General features: G+C 65.5%; 21 protein-coding genes and 1 tRNA gene. 4 read left to right on the top strand and 18 right to left on the bottom strand.

Annotated elements, in window-relative coordinates; all coding sequences use genetic code 11:
- Window positions 1–58: 58 nt before the first annotated feature.
- The 5 genes from V7Z98_RS10630 to V7Z98_RS10610 all read right to left on the bottom strand — a co-directional run bounded on the left by V7Z98_RS10630 (window position 59) and on the right by V7Z98_RS10610 (window position 3,725).
- Window positions 59–135, bottom strand: a tRNA-Met gene (locus V7Z98_RS10630).
- Window positions 136–300: 165 nt separating this feature from the next.
- Window positions 301–924: a ParA family protein gene (locus V7Z98_RS10625; RefSeq protein WP_334157951.1), complete on the bottom strand. Its 624-nt coding sequence runs from the start codon at window positions 922–924 to the stop codon at window positions 301–303.
- A 43-nt stretch (window positions 925–967) separates the two neighbouring features.
- Window positions 968–1,765, bottom strand: coding sequence for an ABC transporter permease (locus V7Z98_RS10620; RefSeq protein ID WP_334157950.1), 798 nt, complete (start codon window positions 1,763–1,765; stop codon window positions 968–970).
- Entirely contained in the window at window positions 1,758–2,588 is an 831-nt protein-coding gene (locus tag V7Z98_RS10615; RefSeq protein WP_334157948.1) for an ABC transporter ATP-binding protein, read from the bottom strand. Before V7Z98_RS10615 ends, V7Z98_RS10620 begins: the two co-directional genes overlap by 8 nt.
- Before the next feature lie 60 nt (window positions 2,589–2,648).
- Window positions 2,649–3,725 (bottom strand): ABC transporter substrate-binding protein, encoded by a 1,077-nt coding sequence (locus V7Z98_RS10610; protein WP_334157947.1) that lies wholly within the window; start codon window positions 3,723–3,725, stop codon window positions 2,649–2,651.
- 136 nt (window positions 3,726–3,861) lie between these two features.
- Here V7Z98_RS10610 and V7Z98_RS10605 point away from each other — a divergent pair, with 136 nt between their 5' ends.
- Window positions 3,862–4,665 (top strand): IclR family transcriptional regulator, encoded by an 804-nt coding sequence (locus tag V7Z98_RS10605; RefSeq protein ID WP_334157946.1) that lies wholly within the window; start codon window positions 3,862–3,864, stop codon window positions 4,663–4,665.
- Window positions 4,666–4,767: 102 nt separating this feature from the next.
- On the opposite strand, the gene V7Z98_RS10600 is transcribed toward V7Z98_RS10605, so the two are convergent.
- The 4 genes from V7Z98_RS10600 to nikR form a co-directional block, all read right to left on the bottom strand.
- A complete protein-coding gene (locus V7Z98_RS10600; protein WP_334157945.1) occupies window positions 4,768–6,786 on the bottom strand; it encodes a TonB-dependent receptor in 2,019 nt (672 codons plus the stop codon).
- A 222-nt stretch (window positions 6,787–7,008) separates the two neighbouring features.
- Window positions 7,009–7,869, bottom strand: a complete 861-nt coding sequence (locus tag V7Z98_RS10595; RefSeq protein ID WP_334157944.1) for a HoxN/HupN/NixA family nickel/cobalt transporter — start codon at window positions 7,867–7,869, stop codon at window positions 7,009–7,011.
- Window positions 7,870–8,027: 158 nt separating this feature from the next.
- Entirely contained in the window at window positions 8,028–9,419 is a 1,392-nt protein-coding gene (locus V7Z98_RS10590) for a sensor histidine kinase (RefSeq protein WP_334157943.1), read from the bottom strand.
- A gap of 11 nt (window positions 9,420–9,430) precedes the next feature.
- Complete coding sequence (nikR, locus tag V7Z98_RS10585) at window positions 9,431–9,919, bottom strand: nickel-responsive transcriptional regulator NikR (RefSeq protein WP_334157942.1); 489 nt, start codon at window positions 9,917–9,919, stop codon at window positions 9,431–9,433.
- 355 nt (window positions 9,920–10,274) lie between these two features.
- Between nikR and V7Z98_RS10580 the strand changes: the two genes are divergently transcribed.
- Both V7Z98_RS10580 and V7Z98_RS10575 read left to right on the top strand, forming a co-directional pair.
- The gene (locus V7Z98_RS10580) at window positions 10,275–12,137 is read left to right on the top strand and encodes a diguanylate cyclase domain-containing protein (RefSeq protein WP_334157941.1); all 1,863 of its coding nucleotides are present in this window, start codon (window positions 10,275–10,277) and stop codon (window positions 12,135–12,137) included.
- A 6-nt stretch (window positions 12,138–12,143) separates the two neighbouring features.
- A complete protein-coding gene (locus tag V7Z98_RS10575; RefSeq protein WP_334157940.1) occupies window positions 12,144–12,515 on the top strand; it encodes a YidH family protein in 372 nt (123 codons plus the stop codon).
- A gap of 87 nt (window positions 12,516–12,602) precedes the next feature.
- Here the strand turns inward: V7Z98_RS10575 and V7Z98_RS10570 are convergent, their stop codons facing one another.
- Genes V7Z98_RS10570 through V7Z98_RS10560 form a run of 3 tightly spaced genes read right to left on the bottom strand, consistent with a single transcriptional unit; the run spans window position 12,603 to window position 15,816 of the window.
- Window positions 12,603–13,574, bottom strand: coding sequence for a GGDEF domain-containing protein (locus tag V7Z98_RS10570; protein WP_334157938.1), 972 nt, complete (start codon window positions 13,572–13,574; stop codon window positions 12,603–12,605).
- Between the two features lie 46 nt (window positions 13,575–13,620).
- Window positions 13,621–14,931, bottom strand: a complete 1,311-nt coding sequence (locus tag V7Z98_RS10565) for a S10 family serine carboxypeptidase-like protein (protein WP_334157936.1) — start codon at window positions 14,929–14,931, stop codon at window positions 13,621–13,623.
- A gap of 42 nt (window positions 14,932–14,973) precedes the next feature.
- Window positions 14,974–15,816: a hypothetical protein gene (locus V7Z98_RS10560; protein ID WP_334157935.1), complete on the bottom strand. Its 843-nt coding sequence runs from the start codon at window positions 15,814–15,816 to the stop codon at window positions 14,974–14,976.
- 188 nt (window positions 15,817–16,004) lie between these two features.
- Between V7Z98_RS10560 and V7Z98_RS10555 the strand changes: the two genes are divergently transcribed.
- Window positions 16,005–16,262, top strand: a complete 258-nt coding sequence (locus V7Z98_RS10555) for a hypothetical protein (RefSeq protein ID WP_334157934.1) — start codon at window positions 16,005–16,007, stop codon at window positions 16,260–16,262.
- Between the two features lie 89 nt (window positions 16,263–16,351).
- Here V7Z98_RS10555 and V7Z98_RS10550 read toward each other — a convergent pair whose 3' ends face one another.
- From V7Z98_RS10550 to V7Z98_RS10525, 6 genes are all read right to left on the bottom strand, one after another.
- Entirely contained in the window at window positions 16,352–18,406 is a 2,055-nt protein-coding gene (locus V7Z98_RS10550; protein ID WP_334157932.1) for an autotransporter domain-containing protein, read from the bottom strand.
- A 527-nt stretch (window positions 18,407–18,933) separates the two neighbouring features.
- A complete protein-coding gene (locus V7Z98_RS10545) occupies window positions 18,934–19,488 on the bottom strand; it encodes a lysozyme (protein ID WP_334157931.1) in 555 nt (184 codons plus the stop codon).
- Complete coding sequence (locus tag V7Z98_RS10540) at window positions 19,485–19,949, bottom strand: hypothetical protein (protein ID WP_334157929.1); 465 nt, start codon at window positions 19,947–19,949, stop codon at window positions 19,485–19,487. The genes V7Z98_RS10545 and V7Z98_RS10540 overlap by 4 nt, the downstream gene beginning before the upstream one ends.
- Window positions 19,946–20,269, bottom strand: coding sequence for a phage holin family protein (locus V7Z98_RS10535; RefSeq protein ID WP_334157928.1), 324 nt, complete (start codon window positions 20,267–20,269; stop codon window positions 19,946–19,948). The genes V7Z98_RS10540 and V7Z98_RS10535 overlap by 4 nt, the downstream gene beginning before the upstream one ends.
- A complete protein-coding gene (locus tag V7Z98_RS10530; RefSeq protein ID WP_334157927.1) occupies window positions 20,269–20,685 on the bottom strand; it encodes a hypothetical protein in 417 nt (138 codons plus the stop codon). Before V7Z98_RS10530 ends, V7Z98_RS10535 begins: the two co-directional genes overlap by 1 nt.
- A gap of 16 nt (window positions 20,686–20,701) precedes the next feature.
- Window positions 20,702–22,810 carry a hypothetical protein gene (locus V7Z98_RS10525; RefSeq protein WP_334157926.1) on the bottom strand — a complete coding sequence of 703 codons (2,109 nt, stop codon included), beginning with the start codon at window positions 22,808–22,810 and terminating at the stop codon, window positions 20,702–20,704.
- Between the last annotated feature and the right edge of the window lie 18 nt (window positions 22,811–22,828).

The raw sequence follows: 22,828 nt of genomic DNA, 5'->3' as shown, positions 1-22,828 counted from the left end.
AGCGACCACTTAGCCAAGCACCTACACCTATCGGCTGTTCAATTTTTAAAGAGCTAATTGGTTGCGGGGGTAGGATTTGAACCTACGACCTTCGGGTTATGAGCCCGACGAGCTGCCAGACTGCTCCACCCCGCGTCCGCTGCAACGTTGTTTTGAATCGTTCGTTGCGTCGATCAGAGAAGCGAGATATTAAACACTTCTCAGGACTTCGTCAACCCCCTGTCGTTTATTTTGTTTCGCTGCCGTTTGCTGCTTTGGCGCGGAAGCGACAGGGCGTCGCGAAGAGGGGCGGAATATACGCTAGCTTTTGAGCCAGTGCAACACCCCTTCCCACTGTTCGATGTCTTTTTTGTGCCGGGAGCGGGGCGGATCGAACAGGGAAGCGCCGGCGGCGGCCGCGTTTACATAGTTCTGCGTGTTCCGCAGGTAGGCGAGCAGCGGCAGATCGAAGTGCTTGAGGTACTCCTCGAGCATGGCAGCGGCCTTGGTGCGGGGATCGACCCGCATGGCGACGATACCGACCACACCCCTGCGGCCGCGCAGATCGCTACGCAGGGAGTTGAGGAAGTCCTCGGTGGCCGCCATGTCGAAGACCGACGGCACCACGGGGACGATCACCTTGTCCACGGCGCGCAGGTAATCCGACAGCTTGTAGCCTTGTAGGCCGGCGGGGGCGTCGAGGATGACCCAGTCCTGCCCCGCCGGGGGCGAGAACACCAGCTGGTTGCCGGCGAAGACGCCGTTGATCGCCGGGGATGCCCCATCGCGGAAGGCCAGCCAGCGCAGCGACGACTGCTGCCGGTCCAGGTCGCAGAGGGTCACCTTCTTGCCCTGGTTGGCAAAGTGTCCAGCCAGGTTCGTCGCCAGCGTCGTCTTGCCCGCCCCGCCCTTCGGGTTGGCCACCATTACAGCGCGCATCCTCATCCCCTTTTCAATTCAAACAGTAAAGGGCGCCAGAAGCGCCCGGTCAGATCTTTTCAGTGCTGCCCTGCCCCGGCTGCCAGGCCAGCAGACGCCGTTCAACCTGGCCGACCAGGCCGTCCAGCAACAGGGCGCATGCCGTCAGCACAAGAATACCGGCAAACACGGTATTGATGTCGAAGGTTCCTTCGGCTTGCAGGATCAGGTAGCCCACGCCCTTGGCCGACCCCAGGTACTCCCCCACCACCGCGCCGACGAAGGCCATGCCCACGGAGGTGTGCAGGCAGGAGAAGACCCAGCTCATGGCCGACGGCAGGTAGACGTGGCGCAGCAGCTGGCGCCGGCCCGCCCCCAGCATGCGGGCATTGGCCAGGACGACCGGGCTCACTTCGCGGATGCCTTGATAGACGTTGAAGAAGACGATGAAGAACACCAGGGTGATGCCCAGCGCCACCTTGGAGCCGATGCCCAGGCCGAACCACACGGCGAAGATCGGCGCCAGGATCACCCGGGGCATGGCGTTGGCTGCCTTGATATAGGGATCGGCAAGCACCGCCGCCGTCGGCGACAGTGCCAGCCACAGCCCGACCGCCAAGCCCAAGCCGGTGCCGAAGGCAAAGGCCAGGACGGTTTCGATCAAGGTCACGCCGAGATGGGGGTAGATGTCGCCGCTGGCGAACCATTCGCCGATGCGCACCAGCACCCGCAGCGGCTCGCCAAAGAAGAAAGGGGGCAGGATGGCGCTCGCGGTGAGCCCCCACCACAACCCGAACAGAGCCAGCAGCACCAAGAGTTGGTAGACGCGCAGGCGCAGCCCGCTCGGCACCGTATGGGAATCATTCATGGCGGCCTCCGCTGGCCCGGGCCATGCCCTGGCTCTGGGCATAGCCCTTGAGCACCTCCTCCTTCATGGCTCCCCAGATGCGGCCATGCAGTTCGACGAAGTGTGGAGTTAGGCGGATTTCCGCCACGTCCCGGGGGCGGGGCAGGTCGATGGCGAACTCGCCGATGGGATGGGAGGCCGGTCCGGCCGAGAGCACCACCACCCGGTCGGACAGGGCGATGGCCTCTTCCAGGTCGTGAGTGATGAACAACACCGACTTCCGGTCTGCCGACCATAGGTCGAGCAGTTCGTTTTCCATGAGTTGCCGGGTCTGGATGTCCAGGGCCGAGAACGGTTCGTCCATGAGGATGATCTTGGGATCGAGGATCAGTATCTGGGCCAGGGCCACCCGCTTCTTCATCCCGCCGGAGAGCTGGTGCGGATAGCGGTCGGCATGCTGCGCCAAGCCCACCCGCTGCAGCCAGTAGCGCGCCTGCTCCCGGGCTTCGACTGGCGAGGTGCCGCGGAAGATCAAGCCGGCCATCACGTTGTCGATGGCGCTTTTCCACGGCATCAGGCTGTCGGCCTGAAACATGTAGCCGGCGTGGCGGTTGAGTCCGTCCAAAGGCTGGCCGAAAACCCGCACCTGCCCCGCCGAGGGCTGCAACAGGCCGGCCGCCATGTTGAGCAGGGTGGATTTGCCGCAGCCGGTGGGGCCGACCACGCACACGAACTCCCCCTGGGCGACGTCGAGATCAACGCCGGCGACGGCGGTATACCGCCCGCCACCGGGCGCGGCAAAAGCGGCACTGACCGCCGCAAAAGAAAGAGCGCAATCGGACATATATATAGAGAGGAGGGCGGCGCAAATGAAACGGCCCCGCACTGGCGGGGCCGAAACCGGTTACTTATATTTCCGCTGTGCCTGGAGGGCGAAGCTGTTGTCGTAGGTTTTGGACAGGTCGATCCGGGCCCCGGCCACTGTGGGGTCGAAACTGCGCAGCACCTTGTAGACGTTCTGCACCCCATCCGGGCTGATCGTCCCGTCCGGCGAAAAAGCCGCTGTATTCTTCATCAGCGAAACCTTGTACAGCCCCCGGTCACTGCCGTAGAACTCGGGCGGCACGGTAGCCACCACCTGCTCCGGCGTCGCTTTCTGCAACCAGCGATCGGCCCGCACCAGGGCATTGACCACCGCCTGGGTAGTGCGCGGGTTGTGAATGATGAAGTCGTTGGTGGCGTAGATGCAGCCAGCGGCATATGCCCCGCCATAGACGTACTGCATGCCGGCCTCGGTGCGGGTGTCCACCACCGGCACCACGTCGCCGATCACCTCCAGGGTGCTGATCACCGGGTCCAGGTTGGCCACGGCGTCGACGTCCCCCCGCCGGATGGCGGCGATCGCCCCGGCGCCCGCCCCCACGCCGATGATCGATACCGCATCGGGCTTGAGGCCCTCCTTGGCCAGCAGGGTGTTGACGAACATGTTGGTGCTGGAGCCCGGCGCCGTCACGCCGATCTTGAGCCCCTTCAGGTCCTTCGGCGACTTGTAGCGGGCCGCCCTGTCCTTGCGCATGGCCAGCACGATGCCCGCCATGCGCCCTTCCAGAGCCACCGCTTTGATCCACTGCCCCTTGGCCTGGAGCGAAATGGTGTGCTCGAAGGAGCCGGACACCAGGTCGGCGCTGCCGCCCATCAGGGCCTGGAGCGCCTTGGCCCCGCCGGGAAAATCGACGATTTCCACGTTGAGCCCTTCATCCTTGAAATAGCCCAGCCGCTCGGCGATGGTGAGCGGCAAATAGTAGAACAGCCCCTTGCCGCCGACGGCGATGGTCAGCCTGGGCTTTTCAGGCCCCTCGGCCGCCAGGGCCGGGAGCGGACAGCCGACGGCGGTGGCCGCGGCCGCAAGCCCCACGCCGGCAAGCCGTTGGAGGATAATGCGGCGTTCCCGGTCGGCCGGGGGCAGGCAGGACGAAGTCATCGCGGCGTCTCCTCATGTCGTGTTTTTTGATGCGGCGGAAGGTTAATGACAGGCCGCTCGCATAGCATCGCCGATTATAGCTTCGCCCCGGCGCCCATCGGCGCTACAATTAAGCATTCCATAATCCCGTCTCATAATGTCTAACGACCTCGACAAACCCCGCCAGGGCATTCAATCCATCGAAGTCGGCGCCCGCCTGCTGCGCGCCCTGGCCAACTCGGGGCGCCCCACCATGCTGCGCGACCTGGCCAAGGATGCGGGCATGCCCGCCGCCAAGGCCCACCGCTATCTGGTGAGTTTCGTGCGCATGGGCCTGGTGGAACAGGACCCGGCCAGCAGCCGCTACGCCCTCGGCCCCTTCGCCCTGGAACTGGGCCTGGCCTGCCTGGGCCGCCTCGATCCGGTGCGCATCGCCGGCCCCATCCTGGACGAACTGTGCGAAGCCATCCAGGAAACCGTGGCCCTGGCCGTCTGGGGCAACCGGGGACCCACCATCGTGCGGCTGGCCGAACCTCCCGGCCCGATCAACGTCACCCTGCGTGCCGGCACCGTGCTCCCCCTCACCACCTCGGCCACCGGCCGCGCCTTCTCGGCTTTCCTGCGCAGCCCGGCGCTCAAGCGCATCGCCGACGACGAGATGAAGTCCCTGGCCGCCGCCACCCCGGGCTTGACCCTGGCGGAACTCAAGCGCGACTTCGAGGCCAGCCAGAGCGAAGCCAAGGAAAACGGCGTCGGCCGCGCCAGCGGCAGCCTCTCCCCCGGGGTCAACGGCTTCAGCGCCCCGGTGTTCGACTACACCGGCGAAATGGTGGCCGCCGTCACCACCCTGGGCGCCGTCGGCCACCTGGACAGCCGGGTGGACAGCGCCCCCATCACCGCCCTCAAGGGCGCGGCGGAGCAACTTTCTAGCCTCCTCGGCCACGCGGCCACGCCGCTCTAAGCCAACCGCCTCGCAACACAACGAACAAGGCCTGGGATTTCCCGGGCCTTGTTCGTTTCCGCCCTCCCACCAGGGCGGCAGGGGTAACTCACTCAGCCCCCCTCAGAAACGGGTCGTCAGGGTCAGCCGCACCGTGCGCCCTTCCACCGGGTGGAAATGCACATCCTCGACGCTGGCCGCTTCGTTACGCAGACGCGAGGCGTAGTAGTACTCGATGTCGTTGACCTTGCGGTCGAACAGGTTGAACACGTCCAGGGCCAGGCGAGTGCGGCGGTCCACCTTATAGCCCAGGCGCAGCGAGGTCAGGGCCGAGGCCGAGGAACGCACCGAGTTGTCCTCCACCAGCGGGCGCGGGCCGAAGTAACGGAAGCGCAGGGCGCCGAACCAGGGCCCCAGGTTGTCCACCGCCAGGCCGGCGGACACCGCCGTCTCGATCGCCCCGGGAATGCGGTTACCGATGGGCTGGTCGTCGCGGAAGCGGGCCCGGGACCAGGACAGGTCCAGGTCGGCGGTGAGCCAGCTGGCCGGGGTGAAGAAGTTGGCCCACTCCACCCCCTGGCGCCGGCTCGGCCGCGACGGCTCGGTGGTGCCCGCGTCGCCGACGAAAAGCAGCTCGGAAGCCAAGTCCAGCTGCCAGAGCGACACGGTGGTGTTCCAGCCGGCCAGCGGCTCGCTGCGCACGCCCACCTCGCCGCCCCGGGAACGGACCAGGGGCGTCACCCGGCTGGCCGGCTCGGCCGGGTTTTCCGGATTGACCCGCAGGGTGGTCCCCCGGGCGTCGTTGCTGTGGAAACCCAGGCCGTAATTGACGTACAGCTCGGTCCGCCTCCAGGGGCCGAACACCAGACCGAACTTGGGGCTGACCAGGGAATCGCTGGCCCGTCCGCCGTTCTCGGCCAGGGAACTGTCCACGTGAAAGCGGTAATAGTCGATCCGGGCGCCGACGATGGAACGCAGCCAAGGCGTCCAGCGGGCCTGGTTCTCGCCGCAGAGGGCCACGCTGCTCTGCTCGACCCGGTCCTGGCGCACCGTGGACAGGGTTTCCCGGTCTGCGGTGTAGTACAGGCCGACCCGGCCGATGCGGTCATGGCGGCCGGTAAGGCCCAGGGTGTTTTCCAATTCCACGCCGCCCAGGCGGGCATAGGTAGTGCGGGCCAGGTCGAAGCCACCGGCACGGCGCCGGTCGTCCTGGCGGAACTGGTCGCCATTGACCGGATCCCGGTCGTAGTAGGTGAAGTTGGACCACAGGTCCAGGCTGTAGTCGAGCAGCCAGGCATTGGCCCGGCTGCGCCCGGCGGCATCGCTCTGCGCCCACTGGGCCGACAGGCTGGTACGCCGGGTGCTGCCGCCGGTGGAATCGTCCAGGCTGCCGTAGCGGCCGATCAGCCCCTCGGCCACCGCCCGCTCGGGAATCTGGTCGGTGGATGTCCAGCGCCCCGAATAGCTCATGCCGGTGACCGACCAGCCGTTGGCCTCGCTGCCCTGGCTGTAGCGCAGCACCCCGTTCCATTTGCGGTAGTTTTCCGGCACCTGCCAGGGGCCGTTGTTGTGGTAGGCCTCCAGGGCATAGAGCAGGCGGCCGCCGGCCAGTTCGGGCGACCCCGCCACCAGGCTGCGGGCGTAGCCCCCCTGCCCCCAGCCGAGGGAGGCCAGGGTGCCGTCGATGCGCCGCACCAGGCCGATGCGGGCCGAACCGGCGGAGGAAAAATCCCCCTCCTCGGCAAAGTAGGGCCCCTTGCGGTAGCGGATGGTGTCCACCAGTTCGGGGATCAGGAAGTTGAGATCGGTATAGCCGTGGCCGTGGGCATGGGTCGGCAGGTTCACCGGCATGCCGTCCACGTAGGTGGCAAAGTCGGTGCCATGGTCCAGGTTGAACCCCCGCAGGAAATACTGGTTGGCTTTGCCGTCCCCGGCGTGCTGGGTGACGATCAGGCCCGGCACCTGCTCCAGGGCCTCCGCCGGCCGCAGCAGGGGCAGGGTGGAAAGGCGCTCGCCGCTCACCACCCCCTCGCTGGCCGCCCCGGCCACTCCGGACAGATCCTCCTTGCTGCTGCGCACCTGGATCGCCGACAGGGTGGTTTCGCCGCTATTTTCCACCCCGCCGGCGGCGCCGGCAGCCATCAGCCCCAAGGCGGTGAGGGAAGCGCGCAGGCGCCGGATGGCCCCATGGCGAGCCCCCTTGGTAACACGCTCACGCGACTGGTTTAGCTTGCATGCTGCGTATGAAAATTTTTTATTTCTTCTCATTGTCGTGCCAAAAAATCCGCTGCGCCGGCAGCGGACCTTTCCTCCTTTGTGGATAACGAAACGGCGGGGTCTTACGCCCCTGGACTAATGGCATACTTAGGCGCCCTGGGCATCCTCTCCGGCCAGCAGCGGCGGGCGGGCCAGACGCAGGCCGGCGATGAAGCTCAGACCGATCATCAACACCAAGGCCGCGCCGAAGAACAGTTCTTTGCCGTCGCTCCAGGCGGCAACCTCGTCGGAACAGAAGCGGGCCGCGCCGAAGGCCGCCACGGCCAGGCTGACGCAGGCCACTGCCAGGCCCATGACGCGGGACGCCAGCCGGGCGGCCCGGTCGGCGCGGCGGATCAGGCGGGAAATCCACAGGCCGTTGATGCCATCGGTGATCAGCATGCCAGCGGTGAACAGCAGGGCCAGGGCCAAGGCATGGCCCCAGCCCCCCAGCCGGCTGCCAGCCACCGAGAACAGGGCCGCCTGGGAAAGGGTATCGAAGGACAGGGCGAACAGGGCGCCGACTCCCATCACCAGCCAGGGGCCGAACCGTCCGTTACCCTCACCGGAGCCCGCCAGGCGGAGCAGCAGGCCAGAGACGAAGCGCCCCTTGAGCCCCACCGGACTGACCATCTCGTCCGGCGCGGCGCGCCATACGGCATGCAGGTTGAGAAGCCCCAGGCCGCTGAGAAAGACGATCGAGATCACCGCGCCGGTAGTCTCGAACCACTCGGGCACCTGCCAGCCACGGGCCAGCCGGCTGGCGGCCAGGGCGATCGCCACCACCACGGCCCCGTGTCCCAGGGAGAACAGGACGCCGCAAAAGCTCTGGAAGCCGCGCCGCTGGCGCGCCGAAAGGCGGGTCATGCCGTCGATGGTGGCCAAATGATCGGCGTCGAAGCCGTGCTTGAGACCAAGCAGAAGGGCCAGGGCCGCCAGGGCCAGGAAGTCCGTGGGCAGGGAATCCATGGTGTCGTATGAAGAAATTTAATTTCTTTCATACAAATACCGTGCCAGTGCGCTCGCGGGGGCGCCGCTCCCCGCCGCTCAAGGGCTGGCGGCGATTGCGGGCAGACATGGCGTGCAGACGGACGGCAAGGGGATTGCCGCCGCCCCGCCCAAACCGGTCAGCCCCTTTGCAGCGGGCCGGCGGCCGGCAGCGTCAGCATGAAGCAGGCGCCGCCGTCCGGCGTATCTGGAATGCTGGCGGTCAGGTTACCGCCGTGGCGCTCGACGATGCCATAGCTGATCGACAAGCCCAGCCCCGTGCCCTGCCCCACCGGCTTGGTAGTGAAGAACGGCTCGAACAGGTGGGGCAGGGATTCGGGAGCGATGCCCGCCCCGTTGTCGCAAAAATGCACGGCGATGGTAGCCGGCTGGCCGCCCGCCCCTGCCGTCATGCCGCCCAGGATCTCCAGCCGGGCGTCGGTGCGTCCGGCGCAGGCGTCCACCGCGTTCTGCACCAGGTTCATTGCCACCTGCTGCAACTGGCCCGAGGAACCGGCGCAGGGCAGCGCCACCGGCAGGTCGAGCACCACGCGGAAACCCGGGGGAGCGCTCTTTTCCACCCAATGCACCGCCCGCTGGATGACCTCGGTGAGGTTCACCGGCTCCGGCGTGGCCTTGTCCACGGCGGAAAAGCGCTTCAGGGCATCGACGATGTCCCGGGTGCGCTCGGCCCCTTCGATCAGGCCGTCGATCAGGGCCGGCATGTCCTCCAGCACCCGGTCGATGCGCAGCCGCTGGCGCAGGGCGGCCGGTTCGGCGCTGCCCTGCGCCAACGGCGCACCTTCCACCCCGTGGATTGCCCCCAGGTACTCGGTGAGCCGGGCGGCGTAGCGCTTGAGGGAAAGCACGTTGCCGAGCACGAAGCTGATCGGGTTGTTCAACTCATGGGCCACGCCGGCCACCAGTCGGCCCAGGGACGCCATTTTCTCGGCGTGAAGCAGCTGGCCCTGGGTGCGTTTCAGGTCGTCGTGGGCCTGGCGCAACTGCTGATAGGCTCGGCGTAGCTCGCCCACCGGCCGGCCGGTGAGCACCAGCCCCATCAATTTGCCCGCCGGGGTCAGGCGGGGAGTGCAGTTGAGGGAAACAGGCACCGCCGTGCCGTCGCCGGCACGCAGGTGCAGTTCGCAGTCGTGGATTCCGTCGCGGCCGTGGATCGACACCAGATGGCGTGCCCGGACCCGCTCGCCTTCGTCGGCGAACAGGTCGAACACAGGTGTGCCCACCAGGGCCTCGGCGGCCCGGCCGGTGAAGTGCTGCAGGGCCGGATTGGTCTCGATGATGGCCCCGTCCCGGTCACAGACGATGAGGATGTCGGAGATCGAGGCGAGCACGCTCTCGATGAACTGGTGCGACTCCTCCAGGGCGGCGTTCTTCTCTTCCAGCGCCACCTCGTACTGGAGCAGGTCGTTGTAGACCTCGTCCATCTTCTGGATCACCTCGATCCAGGCCTGTTCCCCCAGGGCGTCGTCGCCGGCGGGCGGTGCAGGCGGTACAGGCAGCGGCCGGGCCATGGCGGCGCTCCTCAGCGGGCCGGACGGTAATGGACGTGGGCGGCGCCGTCGGCGTGGCGGTGCGCCTTGCCGCCGTGGCGATGGTCGCGCCCTCCGTCCACTTCCGTGGCGATGACGTTGAGCGCTCCGTGGCGCACGCCCCGCTCGGCGATCAGGGCGTCGGCGAAGGCCCGCACCTCGGCGGTGGGGCCCTTGAGGATCACCGACTCCAGGCAATTGGCGTGGTCCAGGTGGCTGTGCATGGCGGCCACGATCAGGTCGTGGTGGTCGTGCTGCACCGCCGTCAGGCGTTCCGCCAGCTCCCGCTCGTGGTGGTCGAAGACGTAGGACAGGTTGGCGACGCAGTGGCCCGTGGGCGCCTGGCGCTGCCGGTCGCTCTCGATGGCGGCGCGGATCAGGTCGCGCACCGCCTCGGAGCGGTGGCTGTAACCGCGGGCGGCGATCAGGGCGTCGAACTGTTCGGCCAACTGGGCGTCAAGAGATATGGTGAAGCGTTCCATGGTCGGTCTGCGGCGGAATGGCAAGGGTGCCCAAAGGTTGGCGGGCGCGACCCGGAGCTTACCACCGGGCCCGCCTGCGCAACCGTGGTGCCTGGCCCCGTTGTTACAATGCCTCGCGCATCCCCGGGTCCGGCCGTACCCTCCACGTTCTCCACGTTTCTCACCACGGGACTGGTGGACGAGGCAGCCTACACCCGAATTTTCGGTTTCGTGCCGCACGCCTGCCGATGCCGCTGCCACCACGCCGAAATTGAGTCCCCGCGCGGCTTGGCGTAACGTGGGGGACATCCACCGGCATTCCCATCCGTCGCGACGGGCATAGCAGTATGCCCCTGCCCTTTTCCGGGATTCGACCATGCTCATTCCGCCGATCCGCGCCGATGAAACCGAGCGGCTCGCCGCCCTGTACCGCCTGCAGGTGCTCGACACCCCCCCCTGCGACGAACTGGACCGCATCACCCGCCAAGTCCGGCGCCTGTTCGGCGTGGACACGGTGCTCGTATCCCTGGTGGACAAGGGACGCGACTGGTTCAAGTCGAAGCAAGGGGAAGGGCTGACGCCCCTAGAGTCGCCCCGCGATTATTCGTTCTGCGCCCACGCCATCGCCCAGGACAGCATGCTGGTGGTGCCCGACGCCCGCCAGGACGAGCGCTTCTGCGACAACCCCATGGTCACCGGCCCCTCCCGGGTGGTCTTTTACGCCGGCCAGCCGATCCATACCCTGGACGGTCTGCCCATCGGCACCCTGTGCCTGGTCGATTCCCGCCCCCGGCAACTGTCGGAGGACGACCGCGTCTCCCTGGTCGATTTCGCCAACCTGGTGGAGCGCTACTTCCAGCGCATCGAGATCATCTTCCTCGAACGGCAGACGACCCGGGATCTGCTCCATTCCGAAGCCTTGTTCGAAAGCATCTTCTCCGCCGCCCGGGTCGGCATCGCCATGGTTTCCCTGGACGGTCGCTGGCAGCGGGTGAACCCGCGCCTGTGCGACATCGTCGGCTATCCGGAAGAAGAACTGCTGGCCACCACTTTCCAACAGGTCACCCATCCGGCGGACCTGCAGATCGATCTGGACCTGGTGAAAAAATTGCTGGACGGCGACATTTCCAGCTATGCCCTGGAAAAGCGCTACCTGACCCGGGACGGCAACATCGTCTGGATCCTGCTCAACGTGACCCTGATGCGCGACGAGCGGGGAGAGCCGCTTCATTTCATTTCCATCGTCGAGGACATCAACGAGCGCAAGACCATGGAAAAGGCCCTGCTCGAAGCCAAATCCACCCTCGAATACAAGGTCAAGGAGCGCACCGCCGAGCTGGAACTGGCCAACCTGATGCTGGAAAAGAGCCAGCACCGCCTGAAAATGGTGTCCGACAACATCCCGGCCCTGCTGTCCTACGTGGATGCCGACCTCTGCTACCAGTTCGCCAACCGTACCTACGAGGAGTGGTTCGGCCTGGCGCCGGACGAGGTCGTCGGCCTCTCCATGCTCGAACTGATCGGCGATGAAGCCTTCAGCCGCGCCCAGCCCTACGCCATGCGGGCCCTCACCGGGGAGCAGGTGGTGTTCGAAAACCACTTCCAGGTAAAGAAAAAGGAAATGCAGGTGCAGACCACCCTGGTGCCCGACCTGGACCCCAGCGGCCACGCCGTCGGCTTCTATCTGCTGTCCATGGACGTCACCAAGCAGAAGCAGCTCGAAGCCCGCCTGCTCGAGGAGGCCACCCGGGATTCCCTGACCAACCTCTACAACCGGCGGGCCTTCATGCTCAAGCTCAACGAGGCGATCGCCCGCAGCCGGCGCCAGCGCACCAACATCGCCCTGCTGTTCATCGACCTCGACCGCTTCAAGACCCTCAACGACACCCACGGCCACAAGTTCGGCGACGCGGTGCTGCGCGCCATCGCCGACATTCTCACCAGCCACACCCGGGCCACCGACACCGTGGCCCGCCTGGCCGGCGACGAATTCACCATCATCATGGAAGGACTGGATGGCGATCCGAATTCGCCCGAGCGCCTCGCCCGGAAGATCCAGGAGGCGGTGGCCGCCGTGGAAACCGTGGCCCACAAGCCTGTGAACCTGGCGCTCAGCATCGGCGTCGCCCTGCGTGGCCACGACTCGACACTGAATGCCGACGAACTGATCTCCTACGCCGACACGGCCATGTACGCCGACAAGCGCCGGCCATCGGCCAGCGATTCCCCCGTCCACTGACGCCCCATGTCCTACCTCGACGATCCCCGGGTCTATTTCGCCGCCGAACGCACCCTGCTTGCCTGGCAGCGCACCGCCATCGCCCTGATCGGCCTGGGCTTCGTCATCGAGCGCTTCGGCCTGTTCATCCGCATGATCGGCCCGAACCCGGCCCACGGCGGCGGCAGTGGCCACCCGACACTGGTGTTCGGCGTGGTATTCATGCTCATCGGCGCCCTGGTGGCCTTCGTCTCGGCCCTGCAATTCCGCCGCTTCACCCGGGACCTGTCCGCCCCGGAAATCCCCCGGGGCTACGCCACCTGGCTCGGCCCGGTGGTGAACTACCTGCTGGCAGCCATCGCCCTGGGGCTGGCCGTCTGGTTCGTGGCGGGCGGCTAAGCCCCCCTACGGTCGCCTCACCCCGCCGCCAAAAACAAAAGCCACCTCACGGCGGCTTTTGTTTTCTTGACGCCAGACCTACCGCCCTCAGGCGACACAGACCTGGTTACGGCCGTTTTTCTTGGCTTGATAGAGCATCCGGTCGGCCTGCTCGATCAGGGCGGTATAGCGCATGTCGTCCTGGGGCACCAACGCCGCCGCCCCCATGCTGATGGTGACCTGCCCGTGGGCAGAGCCTTCATGGGGCAGTGCGAGCCTGGCCACTGCGGCCCGGCATTTTTCCGCCAGATGCTGCGCGGCATCCAGCGCGGTTTCGGGCAGCACCAGAACGAACTCGTCTCCTCCGTAACGGGCCAGCAGGTCGGTGGAACGCCAGGGCAGAAGCCGGATCGCCCCAGCGACCCGGGCCAGACACTGGTCGCCCTGGACGTGGCCATAGCGGTCGTTGTACTGCTTGAAGTTGTCGATATCGAACACCACCAGGGACAAGGATTCTTGGCTGCGCTGGCCGCGCAGCCATTCGCTTTCCATGGTCTGGTCGAACAAGCGCCGACTGGCCGCACCGGTCAGGTCGTCCTGCAAAGACCAAGCAACGAGCTTGCGGTTGAGGGCCACCAGCTCCTCTTCCATGCGCTTGCGCTCGGAAATGTCGAACATGAAGCCGACCAGATCGGAGGTCGCCCCATTGGCGTCGCGGATGACATGCACCACGTCGCGAATCCACACGTAGCTGCCGTCGGCCTTGAGGGCCCGATAGTCGGCCTCGTGATCCACCCCCTCTTCCGACTGGCGGATGCAGAAGTTGGCGGTGTACTCCCGGTCGTCCGGGTGGATGCGCTCGATCCAATCCATGGCCCCCAACCAGCTGCCCTGGGGCCAGCCGAGCAGCTCCTCGATCTGGGGGCCGATGTAGTCGAACTGCTTGGTCGCCCAGTTGATCTTCCAGGGGATCGCCTTGGTCGATTCGAGCAGGGTCTTGTAGATGCCCAGGTCGTCGTTGCGCCGGAGTTGCTCGATGGCTTCGAGCGTGCCCTTGGCAGCACCGGAGGTTCCGGCCAAATTTTCTTCTTTTGACATACGATACAGCCCCCATCGAAAACGCCGGTCAGGGTATCGGCGTCGTCTTGCGCTTTCGTCTTTTGCCTTTGCCCGGCTGCACCGGCCAGGCACGACTCATTGCCATCAGCAGATCGATCAATCGCGGCTGGTCCCGCACCGCCAGGTGGCCGGCGTTGAGCACCTTGATCCAGCTCAGGCCGCCGCCGTCCTGGACGTAGCCCAGCACATCGCCAGCCGGATTCTTCCACAATTCCGTCTGGGCATGATGAAAGCGCTGCGCCACGTCCCCCTCCAGGCGGTCGAGCCAGGCTCCGGTGCCGAGAAAATTGCAATCCTTGGCATCGTTCAAGCCCGAAACGACGATGAACTGGAGACCGTCCTCCAACAGTTGCTGGACCGTGGCCGCATAGGAATCGTTCACCCCGAAGGCATACAAATTGGCGATGGCCTCGGACCAGGAAGCAGTGACCGGCACTGCACTGCCAACGTGGATGGCCGCCCGCACGTCTGGCCGGTTGATGTAGTCCAGCACCGGCTGGAAGGGCGGGTCGGCGCTCTGGGCGATGTTGGCCATGTACAGGCCGCACAACTGCTGGATCGCCTGGTTGATCTGGGGATAGTTGTGCCGGTACTTCTCGTCCAGCCACACTTTCTGCCCGGGAGTGATCAGGCCGTGGTTCAGGGCATAGGTCGTATCGGTGGCCATCTGCACCATGGGATCGACCCAGGCATCGGCCAGGACCACCGTGCGCAGATCCAGCACCGGGTTGCCGTCCCGCCCGTTGCCGTCGCGGATCGCCCTGGCGAGCAGGGGCAGGTAGGTCCCTGCGTAGGATTCGCCGGCCAGAACCAGCGGGTTACCAAGCAGTTCCGGATGGCGAGCGTAGAAGCCAAGCAGAGCCTGGTAAAGCTGGGCGATGCCCTCCTCCACGTTCTGCGGCAGAGTCGCCGCATCGTCGTGGAAGGACAGGGTCACCCCCAGGGGGTGTTCGAACACCAGGTAGTTGGCGCGGCGGTTCCAGCCGTCTGGATTGGTGGCTATGGCGAACTGCCCGTCCGCCTGCTCGGCGAACACGTAAGGACCGTTTTCGATAAAGAAACCCCACAGGCTGCTCGACCCCGGCCCGCCGTTGGACCAGAGGATGACGGGGTGCCGGGTGTAGTCCTCGGGCCCGGCAAACCAGTAGAAGAGCGCCGGGTCTGGGGATTGCGGCGCCTTCGGTGCCTTGTACCCGTTACCGCTTTTGGGGGGCTGCTCGATGGCGGCATAACCGGCGAACTGGGTATCGCTCAACCGGCCGATGCCGGGCAGGTGGGTGACCCGGTCGTCACCGGGGGATGGACACTTCTTGGCCATGGCGAATCCTAAATGCGGGGAAAAGCGGAATAAAGCAACGCGTCAGGGCCGCCAGTCGGGCACCACGCCCCGGGCCATTTCCAGGGTGTCCCAGTTGTACATGAGCACCGTATCGGCCGCCGCCAGCGCCGAGTCGGCCACGGTCAGTGCATACTCGCCGACCAGGGTGCCGTCGCCGTGGATGGTGTTCGACGGGGTGTACAGGGCATAGGTGTAGGGAATTTGGAAGGCGGTGAAGTGGAACTCGTCCTCCCCCACCTGCTTGCCGATAACGATGTAGCCGCCGCAGGCTTCCGAGGTGGGGATGTGGATGTGGGGAAAGTCGTGGGTCTCGACGAAGATGCCGCCGCCCCCGTGCTTCTTCATCAGGAATTCCTTCTTGTAGTCCTTGGTGTAGTCGTACTGCATCAAAGCCGTCTGGTAGCGGTCAGAGGTAACGCTGAAATCGCTGCCCGTGGGGATGAGCTGGAGCCCGTAATAGCGCACGTTCTCCGGCGTGGCGGTCACCGTGGGGATACGGAAACCGTCCGGCACCAGCAGGGTTCCCATGGCCCCGAACACGTTGGCGCTGCTGCCGCTCACCACCTTGATGCCCGCCTCCAACGCCTCCTGGGCGGAATACCAGCGAGCCCGTGCCGCCACCATCGGCGGCTTTTCGCCAGCCGGTACCAGGGCGTGGCGGTTCTTGATGTCGAAATGCCAGAGGGTCACGCCCATCTCGATGAACGCCAGGTTCTTGCCGGTGGTCAGCACCGGCCAGCTCTCGTCGGGCTTGCCGTCCTTCACCGCGTAGCGGGTGATGCGCACGCTCTTGACGATGGTCTCGCGCAGCAGGTTTTTGTGGCGTTTTCCGGTGACGTCGGCTCGGGCGGACTTTTTCGGCATTGCAGTTTCCTTGGATGGGCCGCAGGGCGTGCGGCGGAAGCGGAAGGGACAACCCCGGTGCCCGGACAATCGCCGCCGGAGCACCGAACGGGCGATTCTGCCGCCATGTTTCAATCCCAAAGAAATAATGTCACCGCCATCGTGACGGACGTCACGGGCAAGCATGATCACGCCGCAAAGCAAGGGGCATGCACCGCGTTCACCAGATCAGAAGACGTGGCCTGACAACGGAGAAATGGAACCGGCCGTGGGCCGGTATCGCCCTGATCGCGCTGGGCTCCGTCATCGAGCGCTTCGGCCTGTTCATCCGCATGATCGGCCCGCCCCAGGCCCACACCGGCTGTAGCGGCTCCCCCACCGAGGCATTCGCCGCGGTGTTCATGCGCATCGCTCCCCTGGCGGCCATCGCCCTGGGCTTGGCCACCAGGCTGGTGGCGAGCGGCTGAAATACCCGCCACGGCTTGGCCAGCCGCAGCGCAGGCCTCTGCCCGACGTTACGTGGAAACGGCCAAATTGCAGGAAACTCGGCGCTTGCTTAGAACGCCTTCTGCCAGGCGGCGGCCAGCCAAGCGCTGGGGGTCTCGCCTCGGGTGGTGAGGTTGAGGAAGAGGGAACCCTTGCCGCTGGCCAGATTGCCTTCGAGGCCGGCACCGACGCGCAGCCAATCCTGTTGGTTGTCCTTTCCAGGCAGGTTGAAGGCAAACAGGCCAAGCATCTGGCCCGAAGTGGCCGCACCATTCTTCTCGAACCGGTGGGCTGCCTCAAACACCCCCGTCAGGGTCAGGCCGTTATCCAGGGGCTTGGCGGCATTGATGCCGAGGCGCAGTTCGGTGGCCGTATCCGTACGGGCGTCGAAGCGGGCCGGGAAGCCGCCGCCGGTCTCGGTGTAGGCGGCGAGTTTCGACTCGCTGTAGCTCAAGTCGGCGTACGGCGAGAACTCGGCGCGACCGAGCCGCCAGGCCCTATCCCATTCCAGCCTGCCGCGCAGCCCCCAGGTATCCGTGTCCGGCCTGCCGCTGGAATAGTCCTGGAAGCCAGCATTGAGATAGCCGCGCCGCACCTCAGCCGAGCCCCAATGGCCGTAGCCGCCCAGCACGGCCCAAAGATCACCGTGCACCGGCAGCAGCGCCTCCACCAAAAGGTAGGTGCCGTCGGCCTGGGTGCGCCCGTTTTGTACCTGCTTCTGCTTCGCCCAGGTCTGGCCAAGGGAAACGTTCAGCTGCACCGGGCCGAAGTTGCGGCCCAGGCCAAGCTCGGCCAAGCCAAAATCGCCGTCCCGGGCGCCATGGTCGTCCCGCCCCCAGTCACCGGCCAGCCAGAAGGTGTTCTTGTCCTCTGCAACCCGGCGCATCAACGGGCGGCTATGGGCGCCATTGAGCAGCACTCCCGTAGCCGACAGCGCCATGCCGGCACCTTGGGTGGTGCCGGCCAGGCTGCGCGCCACGTCGGGCAGGGTGATGAGTCCGCTTGAGGCGCGCGCGATGAAGGCAGTATTGTTTTGCGTGTTCCCCACCACCACACTACCGTCCTGATTGACGCCGGTCGCGCGGCTGGTGATGTCTTGAGCCACCGTGACGCCGGTGGAGCGCAGCCAATTCTCGACGCTCTGCATTCCCGTGGCTTGGGTCCAGCGGAACGCGCGACTTGCATTTGCCGCAGCCCCATCCGTGGCCCAGCCCACCACCACCTTGCCATCGGCATTTACAGCGTTGGCATTGGAAAGTGCTCCGCCATTCAGCGCCCCCAGGCTGACCATGCCGCCGGCCTGGGTCCAGCGGAAAGCACGATCCGCATTGCCTGCATCCCCATCGCTGGCGGTGCCCACGATCACCTTGCCGTCGGCGCTCACACCAAGCGCGAAGGAAGATACACCGCCGTAGAGCGCACCAAGGCTGGTCATACCGTCGGACTGGGTCCAGCGGAAGGCCCGGGGCAAGTTGCCCGCCGCCCCGTCGTTGGCGGTGCCCACGACCACACTGCCGTCAGCGCTCACACCGTAGGCATAGGAAGTTGTGCCTCCGTTGAGCACGCCAAGGCTGACCATGCCGCCGGATTGGGTCCAGCGGAAGGCCCGGGTTGCGTTGCCTACCGCGCCATCGGCGGAATACCCCACCACGACAGAACCATCGGCACTGACGCCGGACGCTTGAGAATAAAAACCGCCGTTTAGGCTGCCCAAGCTGACCAAACCACCGCCCGAAGTCCACCGAAAAGCCCGATACAAGTTGCCCACCGATCCGTCGGTGACGCCCCCCACCACCACACTGCCGTCAGCGCTGACAGCTGCAGCTTGGGAAGCCGTGCCACCGTTCAAGGTACCGAGGCTGACCATGCCACCGGACGCAGTCCAGAGAAAGGCACGTCGCGCGTTGCCCAATGCGCCATCGTCGGCAGTGCCCACCACTACCGATCCGTTCGCACTGACACCGGACGCTTGGGAAAAGGTACCGCCGTTTAGCTTGCCCAGGTCGACAAGGCTGCCCTGGGCGAAGGCCGCCCCCGTCAGTGGCGTTGCAAAAGCGAGCAGCAGCGCGCAGGACAGGGGCGAAGGGCGAAGGGAAATGGGATAAAAAGCACGGGAGTGGCGCATGACTATCGGTATCTTAAAATCTCATGCCACATGAACTGCCAATCGATGCGTGCATGAAGCGGCTAGCAAACCTGAAATTATGACAAATTGCATTTGCCGCTGTTTAGGTTTTTATTGCCAAAGCAACAACCGACCGCCCCATTCACGATATAAGAAGCCAAACGATCAAGATGGCGCAGAACTAAAAACATGCCCCGCCGACACGCGTTGCCGGTGAAACAATCGCCACACCAATCTTTCACGACGTTTATGACGTGAACGCAACGCCGGAAGATCCTGCAGATAACAAGCGCGAGGATGACAACAGGCTGACTTCCGCCGACAAACCGGGGCACATTCGTGCATACCGGTCAGCGATGCCTAATGCACCGTGCAGGCCATGCCAAGCCTAGAGTATTCAGCTTTCCCATTTAATATCATAGAGTTAATAGAATTTACGGCCTAGTCAAACACGCCCTAAAAATGACGTTTTCGCATCAATATAAACAAACGCTTACAGCGCATATTCAGGGCGATCTGATCGTTCCTTAAAGCGCCACCAGGGCCACCTCAGCCTCCCGCCGCAACACAAGCCCCCGCAGTACCCGGCCACCGGCCTTATTCCACTTGCGCAGTTCGGCGGGCACCTCGCCCCAGGCCTGGGCGTTGACCTTCTTGCGCAGGGTGGAGGCCTGGAGCCGGCCGGCCCCCAGGTTGAAGGCGAAGTCGATCAGGGCCGCCAGGCGGTTCGGGTTGCGAATCCCCGGGCACAGCCGGACAACCGCCGGCAAGTACACGGCGCGGACGTGCCAGAGCAGCAGCGCCTCGGCCCGCTTGGTCGTGATCGGCGCATCCTTCAGGGTGACCCGGGCGCCGTCCTCGTAGTAGGTGGCCCCGTAGCCGATGCTGGGCACGCCGGCCGGGCACAGGTAGGGGCGCAGGAACAGCCCCTCGAAACGCCGGGCCAGGGCGGCCGCCACGGCCACCGGGTCGGGGGTTGTGGGCAGCAAGGCCGCTTGCGGGCCGGGTTCGGCCGCCGGCTGGGGGCCACCGGTCACCCAGGCCGCGGCCCGGGCAAGCAGGGAGGTGTCGAAGCGGCTCATTTGCCGCGCTTGAAGAGGGCCCGGTCGGCCAGGTAAAGGCCCAGGGCGGCGCCGCACAGTTCCCAGCCACGGTCGTCGATGGACCACCAGCCGGTGTAGTTGCCGGTCACCAGCAATACGGCCCAGGTTGCCACGGCCGGGCGGATCAGGCCGTTCCACAGGTCAACGAACCAGATCCCGGTTGCCTGGGTGGTGCCCTTCACTGCGTCGAGCCAGGCTTCGGTCTCGATCTCGCTCACCCGCATCTGCCCCTGGACCTCGATCACCTTTACCCCCAGGTCGGCTTGCAGCCGGATGGCGGCCAGGTTGCGCTCGTGCTGGGCGGCGTCGATCTTCTCCTGCTCCCGCATCAGCTCGATTTCCCGCTTGTGCTCCCGGGCGGCGGTCAGCCAGGCGGCCACCTCACCCCAGATCATGCGGAAGACCGCGCCCCCGAGGAACGAAAACAGTGCGCTGATCATGAGCAGCTTCCTTTCTTGGCAAAGCGGGCCTCGGCCCAGGATTCCATGTGGTAGATCGCCCGGCTGCCCATGTGGCCGCTGATGCCGACGAGGGCGGCGGTGACCAGGGGCTGCATGCCGGCCGCCTCGCACAGCCAGAAGGTGAGCACGCCGGCGAAGGCGCTGGTCATGAGTTCGCCGACCAGCTCCATGAAGTTGAAGGGCCGGGTGTCGCCGGCCTTGCGCTTGCGAATCCAGTTCACGACACCACCCCAGGCGGAGAGAACGGCGATCCAGGCATAGGTCAGCAGGCCGTAGGTGGTCGGGTCCTTTTCCGGCATCACGCCTCCAACTGCCCGCGCAGGGCAGAAATCTGGTTGTCCAGGGCCAGGAGGCGTTCCCGGGCGCCGTCGATGCCGAGCGCTAGTTCGCGCAGCGGCCGGGCCTGCCGGGCTTCCAGCTCGGCGATCTGCTCAAGCAGGGGGGCGTTGTGTTCAGCGCGCTGCTCCCCATCGGTCACGATCAGGGGAAGAGCACAGGCCGGGGCCTCGGCGCGGAGCCGGGCGGCCAGGTCGTCGGTCAGCTCCACCGGCTGGAAGCTGGCACCCTCGGCGGTCGGCAGCGGTACGCCGTCGTCGACGTGGAAGTAGCGCCAGCCGTCGAGGTCGCCCAGGTGGGTGATGGTGCCGGTGTCGGAAAGGTTCGGGTAGGTGAAAGCCCCGATGCGGTCGAGGGGGGCGCAGTAGAAGCGGGTCATGGTTGTGGGCCTCTGGTCAGATCGGCACGCGCTGCATGCTCTTCACGATTGCGGGGAGCGCCGAGAAGCCGGCGTTGCAGGCGCCGTTGGTGTTGTCGCCCATGGCGTAGAGCTTGTTGTCGCTGCTCAGGAAGAAGTGCCGGTAGGTCGTGTCGACGCCGTGGCAGAACAGATCGACGATCTTCTCGTTCGGACCTTCGAGGGTGAAGGGACGGAACGGCGTGAAGCGGCTGCACGTTGCCGCCGTGTCGGCACAGTAGAAGCCGTAGTCCTGGCCAGAGAACCAGAGGTTGCCGTCGGTATCGAGGACGATGAGGTGCTGATGGCTAGCCGCACTGTAGTGCGCCACAACTTTGCTGATTTTCCCGATGAAGGGAGGGTCCTGCACGGTGTTGCCAGACCAGCCGACGACGTTGAATGGGCTGGTCCGGTTGACGGTTGATCCATCGCCAACTGCACCCTGTCCGTTATAGCCCCAGGTGTAGAGGCGGCCGGCGCTGGATACCGCCCAGGAATAGCCGTAATAGCCGCCCGAGCAGCCGACTGAGGTGATGTTTGAGAGCGAGGCGATCTTCGTGAAGCCTGTCCGGCTGGTCGTGTCGCCGACGCCGAGGGCGCCGAAGCCGTTGTAGCCGCAGGCGTACACGTCGCCGTTGGTTAGGCGAGCGATGGTGTGAGTGACGACCGATGGGCTATCGCAGCTTGTGCACCAGACCTCAGCGACGTTGCTGATCCCGGTCACGAGGGAGAAAGCGCTGCGGGCCGTGGTGTCTCCAAGGCCGAGCTGGCCCTGTCTGTTGTCGCCAGCTGCATAAAGCGTACCGTTCGTTGTGCGCAGGAAGACGCTGGCTGCGTTTGAGGCCCCGATGGTGATGCTGGTCACGCCGCTGATCGCGCCGCTGATCGCTGTCGGCGTCGTGCGGTTCGTTGTGTCACCGACGCCGAGCTGGCCGACCGCGTTGTAGCCGCAGGCCCAGACATTCCCCGCGGAATTCAGGAAGAATGCACAAGCGTAGTTCACTGCATTGCGAGAGCCCGCGCAGAAAATCTTGTCGACCGTGATGCCGTTGGTGATGAAGTACTCGATCCGGGTGAAGACCGAACGTGCCGTCGTGTCGCCGTGCCCGAGCTGGCCGGACTGGTTCTGGCCAGAGGAATACACCCAGCCGTTGCTCATGAGCACCCAGGCCGAGCCGTTGGCGATGACGAAATCCTTCACGGTCACGCCGGCGGGGATGGGGACGTTGAACACCGGCTTGCGCGGGATGGCATTCGTGTCGGCCGTCTCGTTGATGCCGAGGGCCATCGCGTAGGTGCGACCCCATCCGAGCAGGGTGTCATCCATCATTCGCACCAGCATGTGCGGATAAACGAGGTCGGCCTGCTGCCGGGTCGGGAAGCCCTTCACCTTGGTGACGGCGGTAGGCGCCAGCTTCGAGCGATCCAGTGAGGCGTCCTGGATCATCGAGGTAGAGAAGGGAGCATCGCCGAACGTGAGGTCGGCCCCTGGCCCCATGCCGAGCAGCACCTTGCCCAGCGGGCCGCGGGCAAGTTTAGAAAGCGACACGCTATTCGAATTGAGCCTGCTACCGTCAGTGCCGCCCTGCGCTGAGCCTGCGGCTTGCGATGCGCTCGCGGCGGCGGACGCAGCGGCATTCGATGCTCCAGTGACCGCCGCGCGCATATCGGAAAGCAGTTTCTCCGGCGTGCTGTCGTCACTGCTGCTGATATTGACCTGAAAGGTTCGGCTCAGGCGCTCATCGAGCTGCTGCACCAGGATCGTCAATCGGTCGAGCGCATCGTTGATGATCTGTGGGAAGAATCCCCCCTGGTTCGTCAAGGTGGCAGGTTGCAGATTCTCCACCCGGCTGGTCAGCGTGATGGTATTGCCGGAAGCGTATGCGGCCACCGTCGTGATCGTGCCGCCGGGGCTGGCATCCTGGTTGGCGTTCAGGCTTACCGTATAGTCAGGCCCCATCGCAAGCAGCGATTCAGCCCCCGCTTCGTTGGCGATGACAACCAGCACATTGCTGGCATGGAAAACCTTGAATGCGAAGGGGAACTGGCGCGTCGAGCCGTTGCAGACGTACGGGCCGGCCTTGCGGTTGGTGGATGAAATCGACATGCGGAGTGCTCCTGGGGG

Origin of the sequence: Oryzomicrobium sp., from assembly GCF_036820405.1 — a bacterium.
Taxonomy (GTDB): Bacteria; Pseudomonadota; Gammaproteobacteria; order Burkholderiales; family Rhodocyclaceae; genus Oryzomicrobium.
The sequence above is the reverse complement of the archived record's forward strand: the minus strand, read 5'-3'. Positions and strand labels throughout refer to the sequence as shown.

Bases quoted from the DNA above. Each gene is read 5' to 3' on its own strand.
- V7Z98_RS10625 (WP_334157951.1), bottom strand. From the start codon at position 924: ATGAGGATGCGCGCTGTAATGGTGGCCAACCCGAAGGGCGGGGCGGGC.
- V7Z98_RS10620 (WP_334157950.1), bottom strand. From the start codon at position 1,765: ATGAATGATTCCCATACGGTGCCGAGCGGGCTGCGCCTGCGCGTCTAC.
- V7Z98_RS10615 (WP_334157948.1), bottom strand. From the start codon at position 2,588: ATGTCCGATTGCGCTCTTTCTTTTGCGGCGGTCAGTGCCGCTTTTGCC.
- V7Z98_RS10610 (WP_334157947.1), bottom strand. From the start codon at position 3,725: ATGACTTCGTCCTGCCTGCCCCCGGCCGACCGGGAACGCCGCATTATC.
- V7Z98_RS10605 (WP_334157946.1), top strand. From the start codon at position 3,862: ATGTCTAACGACCTCGACAAACCCCGCCAGGGCATTCAATCCATCGAA.
- V7Z98_RS10600 (WP_334157945.1), bottom strand. From the start codon at position 6,786: ATGGCTGCCGGCGCCGCCGGCGGGGTGGAAAATAGCGGCGAAACCACC.
- V7Z98_RS10595 (WP_334157944.1), bottom strand. From the start codon at position 7,869: ATGGATTCCCTGCCCACGGACTTCCTGGCCCTGGCGGCCCTGGCCCTT.
- V7Z98_RS10590 (WP_334157943.1), bottom strand. From the start codon at position 9,419: ATGGCCCGGCCGCTGCCTGTACCGCCTGCACCGCCCGCCGGCGACGAC.
- nikR (WP_334157942.1), bottom strand. From the start codon at position 9,919: ATGGAACGCTTCACCATATCTCTTGACGCCCAGTTGGCCGAACAGTTC.
- V7Z98_RS10580 (WP_334157941.1), top strand. From the start codon at position 10,275: ATGCTCATTCCGCCGATCCGCGCCGATGAAACCGAGCGGCTCGCCGCC.
- V7Z98_RS10575 (WP_334157940.1), top strand. From the start codon at position 12,144: ATGTCCTACCTCGACGATCCCCGGGTCTATTTCGCCGCCGAACGCACC.
- V7Z98_RS10565 (WP_334157936.1), bottom strand. From the start codon at position 14,931: ATGGCCAAGAAGTGTCCATCCCCCGGTGACGACCGGGTCACCCACCTG.
- V7Z98_RS10560 (WP_334157935.1), bottom strand. From the start codon at position 15,816: ATGCCGAAAAAGTCCGCCCGAGCCGACGTCACCGGAAAACGCCACAAA.
- V7Z98_RS10555 (WP_334157934.1), top strand. From the start codon at position 16,005: ATGCACCGCGTTCACCAGATCAGAAGACGTGGCCTGACAACGGAGAAA.
- V7Z98_RS10550 (WP_334157932.1), bottom strand. From the start codon at position 18,406: ATGCGCCACTCCCGTGCTTTTTATCCCATTTCCCTTCGCCCTTCGCCC.
- V7Z98_RS10545 (WP_334157931.1), bottom strand. From the start codon at position 19,488: ATGAGCCGCTTCGACACCTCCCTGCTTGCCCGGGCCGCGGCCTGGGTG.
- V7Z98_RS10540 (WP_334157929.1), bottom strand. From the start codon at position 19,949: ATGATCAGCGCACTGTTTTCGTTCCTCGGGGGCGCGGTCTTCCGCATG.
- V7Z98_RS10535 (WP_334157928.1), bottom strand. From the start codon at position 20,269: ATGCCGGAAAAGGACCCGACCACCTACGGCCTGCTGACCTATGCCTGG.
- V7Z98_RS10530 (WP_334157927.1), bottom strand. From the start codon at position 20,685: ATGACCCGCTTCTACTGCGCCCCCCTCGACCGCATCGGGGCTTTCACC.
- V7Z98_RS10525 (WP_334157926.1), bottom strand. From the start codon at position 22,810: ATGTCGATTTCATCCACCAACCGCAAGGCCGGCCCGTACGTCTGCAAC.